General features: G+C 71.5%; 9 protein-coding genes and 1 pseudogene. 5 read left to right on the top strand and 5 right to left on the bottom strand.

From position 1 onward, the window contains the following. A pseudogene (locus GT030_RS06220) lies at positions 1 to 808 on the top strand (hypothetical protein); the annotation flags it as partial. A gap of 67 nt (positions 809 to 875) precedes the next feature. Here the strand turns inward: GT030_RS06220 and GT030_RS06215 are convergent. Then, positions 876 to 1,115 (bottom strand): hypothetical protein, encoded by a 240-nt coding sequence (locus GT030_RS06215; RefSeq protein ID WP_161200216.1) that lies wholly within the window; start codon positions 1,113 to 1,115, stop codon positions 876 to 878. Further along, positions 1,108 to 1,989, bottom strand: a complete 882-nt coding sequence (gene mca / locus GT030_RS06210; RefSeq protein ID WP_135789572.1) for a mycothiol conjugate amidase Mca — start codon at positions 1,987 to 1,989, stop codon at positions 1,108 to 1,110. Before mca ends, GT030_RS06215 begins: the two co-directional genes overlap by 8 nt. Positions 1,990 to 2,147: 158 nt before the next feature. On the opposite strand from mca, the gene GT030_RS06205 reads away from it, so the two are divergent. Together GT030_RS06205 and greA are read left to right on the top strand one after the other, a co-directional pair. Next, positions 2,148 to 2,546, top strand: coding sequence for a DUF4307 domain-containing protein (locus GT030_RS06205; RefSeq protein ID WP_161200215.1), 399 nt, complete (start codon positions 2,148 to 2,150; stop codon positions 2,544 to 2,546). Positions 2,547 to 2,717: 171 nt separating this feature from the next. Beyond that, a complete protein-coding gene (gene greA / locus GT030_RS06200) occupies positions 2,718 to 3,218 on the top strand; it encodes a transcription elongation factor GreA (protein ID WP_161200214.1) in 501 nt (166 codons plus the stop codon). A gap of 60 nt (positions 3,219 to 3,278) precedes the next feature. Here greA and GT030_RS06195 read toward each other — a convergent pair whose 3' ends face one another. From GT030_RS06195 to ilvA, 3 genes are all read right to left on the bottom strand, one after another. After that, on the bottom strand, positions 3,279 to 4,136 hold the full coding sequence (locus GT030_RS06195; protein WP_161200213.1) for an ABC transporter permease: 858 nt from the start codon (positions 4,134 to 4,136) through the stop codon (positions 3,279 to 3,281). Further along, positions 4,133 to 5,134: an ATP-binding cassette domain-containing protein gene (locus tag GT030_RS06190; protein WP_161200212.1), complete on the bottom strand. Its 1,002-nt coding sequence runs from the start codon at positions 5,132 to 5,134 to the stop codon at positions 4,133 to 4,135. Before GT030_RS06190 ends, GT030_RS06195 begins: the two co-directional genes overlap by 4 nt. 189 nt (positions 5,135 to 5,323) lie before the next feature. Further along, positions 5,324 to 6,553 (bottom strand): threonine ammonia-lyase, encoded by a 1,230-nt coding sequence (ilvA, locus tag GT030_RS06185; protein ID WP_161200211.1) that lies wholly within the window; start codon positions 6,551 to 6,553, stop codon positions 5,324 to 5,326. Positions 6,554 to 6,724: 171 nt separating this feature from the next. Here ilvA and GT030_RS06180 point away from each other — a divergent pair, with 171 nt between their 5' ends. Both GT030_RS06180 and GT030_RS06175 read left to right on the top strand, forming a co-directional pair. Continuing rightward, positions 6,725 to 7,213 carry a MarR family transcriptional regulator gene (locus tag GT030_RS06180; protein WP_161200217.1) on the top strand — a complete coding sequence of 163 codons (489 nt, stop codon included), beginning with the start codon at positions 6,725 to 6,727 and terminating at the stop codon, positions 7,211 to 7,213. Between the two features lie 121 nt (positions 7,214 to 7,334). After that, positions 7,335 to 7,713 (top strand): RNA polymerase subunit sigma-70 (locus GT030_RS06175; RefSeq protein ID WP_161200210.1); only part of this gene is annotated, 379 nt, incomplete at its 3' end.

Here is a 7,713-nt window from a genome sequence, read left to right as displayed (position 1 = left end):
CGGGCGCACCCGCGACGCGCGCGGCGAGGCGTGGGCGCTGACCCAGCTCGCGCGGGCCCGGCTGGTGGACGGGGACGCGGCGCCCGCCGTGGAAGGGCTGCGCCAGGCGGCGGTGAAGCACCGGGACAACGAGGACGCGCGTGGCGAGGCGTGGACGCTGTACCACCTGGGGCAGGCGCTGGAGGAGACCGGCGACCTGGACCGGGCGGTGCGGGAGCTGGAGCGCTCACGCACGATGTTCTCCCGGATGCGGGACGTGTACGGGCTGGCCTGTGCCCGGCACCACTCGGCCCGGGTGACCCGCGACCAGCGGGCCGCGCAGACCGGCTCGCTGCGCAACTCCGGGTTCGCCCGCCAGTTGCTGGTCGACGCCCGCGCCGACTTCCAGCGGGTCGGGGTGCCCCACGGCGAGGCGTGGACCTGCCTGGAGCTGGCGGTGGTGGACGCGGGCAACGAGCGCACCCAGCAGGCGCTGGCCCTGTGCGACGAGGCGCTCAACCTGTTCACCGCCTACGGCGACCGGCGCGGTGAGGACTGGGCGCGGTTCCTGCGCTGCACCCTGCTGCCGTACGCGGCGCCGGGCGGGACCGAGGTGGGCACGGCGGTCGCGCAGGAGGAGCTGGCCCGCCTGGTCCGCGCCACGCATCCCGCGCGGGACGAGCGGCTCACCGACTGCGCCCCGGCCTACGCCCTGCTGCTGGAGCGGGGGGTGAGCCTGGAGTCGGGCTGGCAGGCGTGGCGGCTGCGCATGACCCCGGCCCGGCACGCCCGCGATGTGCTGGGGGTGCCGATACCGGGCCAGGGATGAGCGAAGCACCGGCGGGGCGCGGCCGTCGTTCCGGTCGCGCCCCGCCGGTGGGTTCCGCCCGGCGGGGTCAGCCCTGCCGAGACTCGGTCTTCGCGGCGGAGGTCTCGCCCTCGGCGGGCGCCTCCTTGAAGTCGACCTTGCCCATGTGCTTGCTCATGGACTTCATCAGCCCCCAGACGGCCAGGGCCATCACCGCGAACACGATGAAGCCGAGGACACCGGGGGTGACCTTGTTCTCGTCGATCTCCTTGGCGAGAGGGACGAGATGCGTCACTGCGAGGCTCACGCTTGCGCTCATGTCAGGCATTGTCCCGGATGCCCGCGAAGAGGTCGTCCTCGGGGAGGGAGGTGTCGACGAGGGACTTCGCCAGCTCGTACTCCTCGGTGGGCCAGACCTTCTTCTGGAGCTCCATCGGGACCTTGAACCAGCCGCCGTCGGGGTCGATCTGGGTGGCGTGCGCGATCAGCGCCTTGTCCCGGATCTCGAAGAAGTCCGCGCACGGGACATGCGTGGTCAGCGTGCGCTCGACCCGCTCGAACTCCTTCCAGCGCTTGAGCCAGTCCCCGTACGGCGACTCCAGCCCGTTGTCCAGCATCGCCTGGTGCAGGGCCTCGGTGCGGGGGCGGTTGAAGCCCTGGTTGTAATAGAGCTTCTGCGGCTGGTAGGCCGGACCGAACTCGGCCTCCGGGTACTTCTCGGTGTCCGCCGCGCCCTCGAACGCCACCATCGAGATCTTGTGGGTCATGATGTGGTCGGGGTGCGGGTAGCCGCCGTTCTCGTCGTAGGTGGTGATCACCTGCGGGCGGAACGCGCGGATCTTGCGGACCAGCTCACCGGCCGCCTTGTCGACGTCCTCCAGCGCGAAGCAGCCCTCGGGCAGCGGGGGCAGCGGGTCGCCCTCGGGCAGGCCGGAGTCGACGAAGCCGAGCCACTCCTGCTTGACCCCGAGGATCTCGCGGGCCTCGTCCATCTCCTTCTTGCGCACCTCGTGGATGTGCTCCTCGATGTACGCGTCGCCCTGGAGCTTGGGGTTGAGGATGGAACCGCGCTCTCCACCGGTGCAGGTCACCACCAGCACGTCCACCCCGTCGGACACGTACTTCGCCATGGTGGCCGCGCCCTTGCTCGACTCGTCGTCGGGGTGCGCGTGGACGGCCATCAGTCGCAGCTGGTCAGTCAAGACTCGTTCCTTGTTGGTCGGCGCCCCGCGGTCGGTGGGGCAGTCAACGGGTGCCGTGCCTGGGGCACGTCGTCCTATGGGGCGGCGGTCGGAGGGCGGGCGGCAGGCTTCTATAGTGACCGAATCGGGGGGCGAATAATTCCGCGGAGAGGACGATCATGGCTACGGCGAGCACGCGGCTGCCCGAGGGCCGCTACGGCCGCTCCTCGGACGAGCGTGCCGACCACCGGCTGAAGATCCTCGGCGCGGTACTGGGCGTGGCCCTGCTCGCGCTGGTCGGCTACTTCGCCTACCACTACGTCGCCAAGAACGAGATCAGCGCCCAGGTCATCGCCTTCCAGGCCACCGACCACGCGGTCCGGGTGCACCTGGAGGTCCACCGGGACGCCGGCGTCGACGGCTACTGCACGCTGCGCTCCCAGTCGGCCGACGGGGCCGAGGTCGGCCGGGCCGACTTCCGCTTCTCCGGGCCGGACACGCGGGTCGACAAGGTCGTCACGCTGCGTACGACCGCCAAGGGCGGCACCGCCGAACTGCTGGGGTGCCACGCGGGCTGAGGTACCACCCGGAATACGTACGGCGTGACCTGCGCTGATGCGATTCTGATGGCTTATGTCCTCCCCCTTTCGCCCCTGAATTGTTAGGCTCGTGGTTTCGCCCATCCAAGAGAGAACATGCTTCTGGGTAGGGCGATGCTTTGTATCCCCAGTACCGACGAGGAGCACCCTGTGACCCAGACCAGCGAGAACGTCACCTGGCTGACCCAGGAGGCGTACAACAAGCTCAAGGACGAGCTTGAGTACCTTACTGGTCCTGCGCGCACGGAGATCGCGGCCAAGATCGCGGCTGCGCGCGAGGAGGGCGACCTGCGCGAGAACGGCGGGTACCACGCGGCCAAGGAGGAGCAGGGCAAGCAGGAGCTGCGCGTGCGCCAGCTCACCCAGCTCCTGGAGAACGCCCAGGTGGGCGAGGCCCCTGCCTCCACCGACGGGACCGTTGCTCCGGGCATGGTCGTCACGATCGCCTTCGACGGCGACGAGGACGACACGATGACCTTCCTGCTCGCCTCCCGCGAGTACGCCAGCTCCGACGTCGAGACGTACTCGCCGCAGTCCCCGCTCGGCTCGGGCGTGATCGGCCACAAGGTCGGCGAGGACGCGGAGTACGAGCTGCCGAACGGCAAGAAGGCCAAGGTGAAGATCCTCAAGGCCGAGCCGTACTCGGGCTGATCCCGACACCTTTTCCCGACCGGCCCCCGGCGCCCTCGCGGCACCGGGGGCCTCGTCGTGTCAGGCGGTGGCCGAGCGGTACTTGCGGACCGCCAGGGTGCGGAAGACCACGACGATGAGTATCGAGTAGATCAGCGAGGCCCACACCGGGTGCTGCATGGGCCAGGCGGTGGACGTGGACTCACCGGGGTTGGCGAACAGCACCCGGGCCGCCTCGACGGTGGCGCTGAACGGGTTCCAGTCCGCGATGTGCCGCAGCCACGGGGTCATGTTGCTGGTGTCCACGAACGCGTTGGACAGGAAGGTCACCGGGAAGAGCCACACCAGGCCGCCGGAGGTGGCCGCCTCGGGGGTGCGCACGGAGAGCCCGATGAGGGCACCGATCCAGGTGAACGCGTAGCCGAGCAGGAGCAGCAGGCCGAAGGCGGCGAGCACCCGCAGGGCGTTCGTGTCGCCGTTGGACCCCACCCGCCAGCCGACCAGCAGGGCGACCACGGCCAGCACCAGCAGGGTGAGCGCGGTCTGCACCAGGTCGGCCAGGGTGCGCCCGGTCAGCACCGCGCCACGGGCCATGGGCAGCGAGCGGAAGCGGTCCACCAGGCCCTTGTGCATGTCGTCGGCGATGCCCGCCCCGGCGCCCGCGGTGGCGAAGGTGACGGTCTGCGCGAAGATCCCGGCCATCAGGAAGTTGGTGTAGGCGGTGGCGCTGGTGCTGCCGCCGATCTTCATCGAGCCGCCGAAAACATAGGTGAACAGCACCACGAACATGATCGGCTGGATCAGCCCGAAGATGACCACCTCGGGAATCCGGACCATGCGGATGAGGTTCCGCTGGGCCACGATCAGTGAGTCGCGGACGGCTCTGCCGAAGGGGTTGGCGGTCGCCACGGTATGCGCGCTCTCGCTGACGGCACTCACTTCACGGCTCCCTCGGTGTCGGTGGTGCTCTCGGTGTCCTCGGCGGCGCCCGGCCGGGCCTCGGCGGTGTGTCCGGTCAGGGAGAGGAACACGTCGTCGAGGGTGGGGCGGCGCAGCGCGATGTCGTCTATCTCGATGCCCCGGCCGTCCAGCTCCCGGATGACCTCGGCCAGCAGCTTGGCGCCGCCGGTGACGGGGACGGTGAGCTTGCGGGTGTGCTGCTCGACGGTGGTCTCGCCCTTGCCGAGGGCGCGCAGCACCTCGGCGGTGCCCGCGATCCGGTCCCGGTCGTGCACCACGACCTCGACGCGCTCGCCGCCGGTGCGTGCCTTGAGCTCGTCGGAGGTGCCCTGGGCGATGACCCGGCCGTGGTCCACCACGGCGATGTCGTGGGCGAGGTGGTCGGCCTCCTTCAGGTACTGCGTGGTGAGCAGCAGGGTGGTGCCGCCGGAGACGAGCTGCTGGATGACCTCCCAGAGCTGCTGGCGGTTGCGCGGGTCGAGGCCGGTCGTCGGTTCGTCCATGAACATCACGGGCGGCGAGACCACGAGCGCGGCGGCGAGGTCGAGCCTGCGGCGCATGCCGCCGGAGTAGGTCTTGGCGGGGCGGTCGGCGGCGTCGGCGAGGTGGAACTGCTCCAGCAGCTCGGCCGCGCGCTCCTTCGCCGCCTTGCCGCGCATCTGGTAGAGCCGGCCGACCATCTGGAGGTTCTCCCGGCCGGTCAGATACTCGTCCACCGCCGCGAACTGGCCGGACAGGCCGATGGAGCGGCGGACGGTGTCGGGATGTTTGAGCACGTCCACGCCCGCGACGACCGCCCGGCCGCGGTCGGGGCGCAGCAGGGTGGTCAGACAGCGGACGGTCGTCGTCTTGCCCGCGCCGTTCGGCCCGAGCAGCCCCAGGACCGTCCCCTCGGGCACGTCGAGGTCGACGCCGTCCAGTGCCCTTACGTCCCCGAAGGTCTTCACCAGACCCTCGGCATGGATGGCGCCCGGCATGATCTCTCCCCGTCGTCGGTGGTGCAGGCGGATGACTGGCACGCGGACCCGGCACCGGCCGTCGAGCGAGCGGCGGTCCGGCCCCCACGTCACACACCGTAACGCGATGTATCGCGTCCCTCAACGGGTTTTCGGATTCCTTCCCCGAACGAGTGAAACGGCGGCCGGACCGGCCCCGGCCGGCACCGCTCAGTCGATGATCACGTACCCCGACTCCCGCAGCGCGGCGGTGACTTCGGCGCGGTGGGCGGGGCCCTGGGTCTCCAGGTGGAGTTCCACCTCCACCTCGCTGAGGCCGAGGCGCGGGTCGGTGCGGATGTGGCTGACGTCGAGCACGTTGGCGTCGGCGGCCGAGAGCACGCCGAGCAGGGTGGCGAGGGCGCCGGGTCGGTCGGTGAGCCGCAGCCGGACCGCGAGGTAGCGCCCCTGCGCGGCCATGCCGTGCCGCAGCACCCGCTGGAGCAGCACCGGGTCGACATTGCCGCCGGACAGCACCGAGACCACCGGCCCCGAGAAGCCGCCGGGGTCGGCCAGCAGTGCCGCGACCGGGCTGGCGCCCGCCGGTTCCACCACCAGCTTGGCCCGCTCCAGGCACAGCAGCAGCGCGGCCGAGAGCTGGTCCTCGCTGACCGTACGCACCTCGTCGACCAGCTCCTCCACGATCCCGAACGGCACCGGGCCGGGCGTACCGACCCTGATCCCGTCGGCCATGGTCGCCGGGCTCCCCACGGTCACCGGATACCCGGCGGCCAGTGAGGGCGGGTAGGCGGCGGCGCCCTCGGCCTGCACGCCGATGATCCGCACGTCGGGCCGTACCGACTTCACCGTCACCGCGATCCCGGCCGCCAGCCCGCCGCCGCCCATGCCGACGACGATCGTGCCGACCTCCGGGCACTGCTCCAGGATCTCCAGCCCGACCGTGCCCTGGCCCGCGATGATGTCGGGGTGGTCGAAGGGGTGGATGAACACCGCGCCCGTCCTGGCCGCGTACTCCTCGGCCGCCGCGAGCGCCTCGTCCACGACCTGGCCGTACAGGCGCACCTCGGCGCCGTACTCGCGCGTGGCGCTGACCTTGGGCAGCGGGGCGCCCTGCGGCATGAACACGGTGGAGTGCACGCCCAGCAGGGAGGAGGCGAGCGCGACGCCCTGGGCGTGGTTCCCGGCGCTCGCGGCGACCACTCCGGCGGCGCGCTCCTCCGGGAGCAGCCCGGCGATGCGCACATAGGCGCCGCGGAGTTTGAACGAGCCCGTCCGCTGGAGGTTCTCGCACTTCAGGTGCACCGGCGCGCCCACCGTGCGGGAGAGGTGTCTGCTGCTCTCCAGGGCGGTCGTGCGGGCTACCCCCGAGAGCATCTTCTGTGCTCCGCGTACGTCGTCGAGGGTCACGGAGCGCAAGGGGTGGGCCGTGCGGTAGCTCATGCCCCAAGTCTCGCAGTTCGGGCCCGCGTGCGGCGCCCGTGCCCGGACCCGCGAGCACCGGTTTTCCCGCCGCCCGTACGGGCCGCCGCCAGGCCGCGTACCCTGTCCCCCAACCCAGCAGCCCCTTCATGAAGCGAGCCTCCGGCCATGCCCACAACACCCGATATGTCGATGGACATGACAACCGTCGGTGACAGCGGTCTGCTCGACACCCTCCAGCACGAGGTGGCGGTGTTCGCGCGCCGCGCCGAACAGACGCGGCTCGGCGGGGTCGGGCAGGCGCGCAACTCCATGGACCGCGCCGCCTATCTGCTGCTCAACCGCCTCGACAACGAGGGCCCGATGGGCGTCAAGGCGCTGGCCGCGAGCATGGGCATCGACTCCTCCACGGTCACCCGGCAGGTGGCCCCGCTGGTGGACTCGGGCCTGGTCAAGCGCACCTCGCACCCCGAGGACGGGCGCGCGGTGGTGCTACAGCTGTCCCCGCGCGGTGCCACGCGGCTGGCGGAAGTACGGACCTCCAGGCGCCAGTTGATGGCCGAGCTGACCGAGGAGTGGACACCGGCCGAGCGCGAGAGCTTCTGCGATCTGCTCAGCCGGTTCAACGCCGCGCTGTCCGCGCGCATGACCGTCCAGCCGCAGCCGCCCGCCGCCTCCTGAAGGCGGTCCCGACGCGGCTCTTGACCCCCGGGCCGCGCCGGGCCTCATATGAGACCGGGCCCCGCGTGTCCGGGTCCCGGAGGTTCTTCTCGCGCCGCAGGGTGCGCTGGGGGGAGGCGGGGTGCGCGATCGGCGGGGTGTGCAGGACGCCCACAGGGCACAGGAGTTCGGAGGGTTCGTCGCGGGCGCGGCGGGCCGGCTGCTGCACACGGCCACCCTGCTCACCGCCGAGGCGCCGGACGCCAACCCGCGGGCGCGGCGCCTGCTGACCCGGGCGCTCGCCCACACCTACGCCCACTGGGACCACCCGCCCGGCGAGGACCCCTACGACCGCGCCCGCGAACACCTGGCGACCCACTTCGCGCACGCGGTCTGGCAGCGTTACCGCCCGCAGGGCCCGCTCGCCGCGCTGAGCCCGCGCGAACGGCTGGTCCTGGTGCTGCGCCTCTACGAGGGGCTGGCCGACGAGCAGGCGGCGGCCCTGCTGGGCCTGCCCGCCG

Source organism: Streptomyces sp. SID1328 (assembly GCF_009865595.1).
Lineage (GTDB): Bacteria > Actinomycetota > Actinomycetes > Streptomycetales > Streptomycetaceae > Streptomyces > Streptomyces griseoluteus.
Note: the sequence above shows the minus strand (reverse complement) of the source record. Positions and strands in the feature narration are given on the sequence as shown.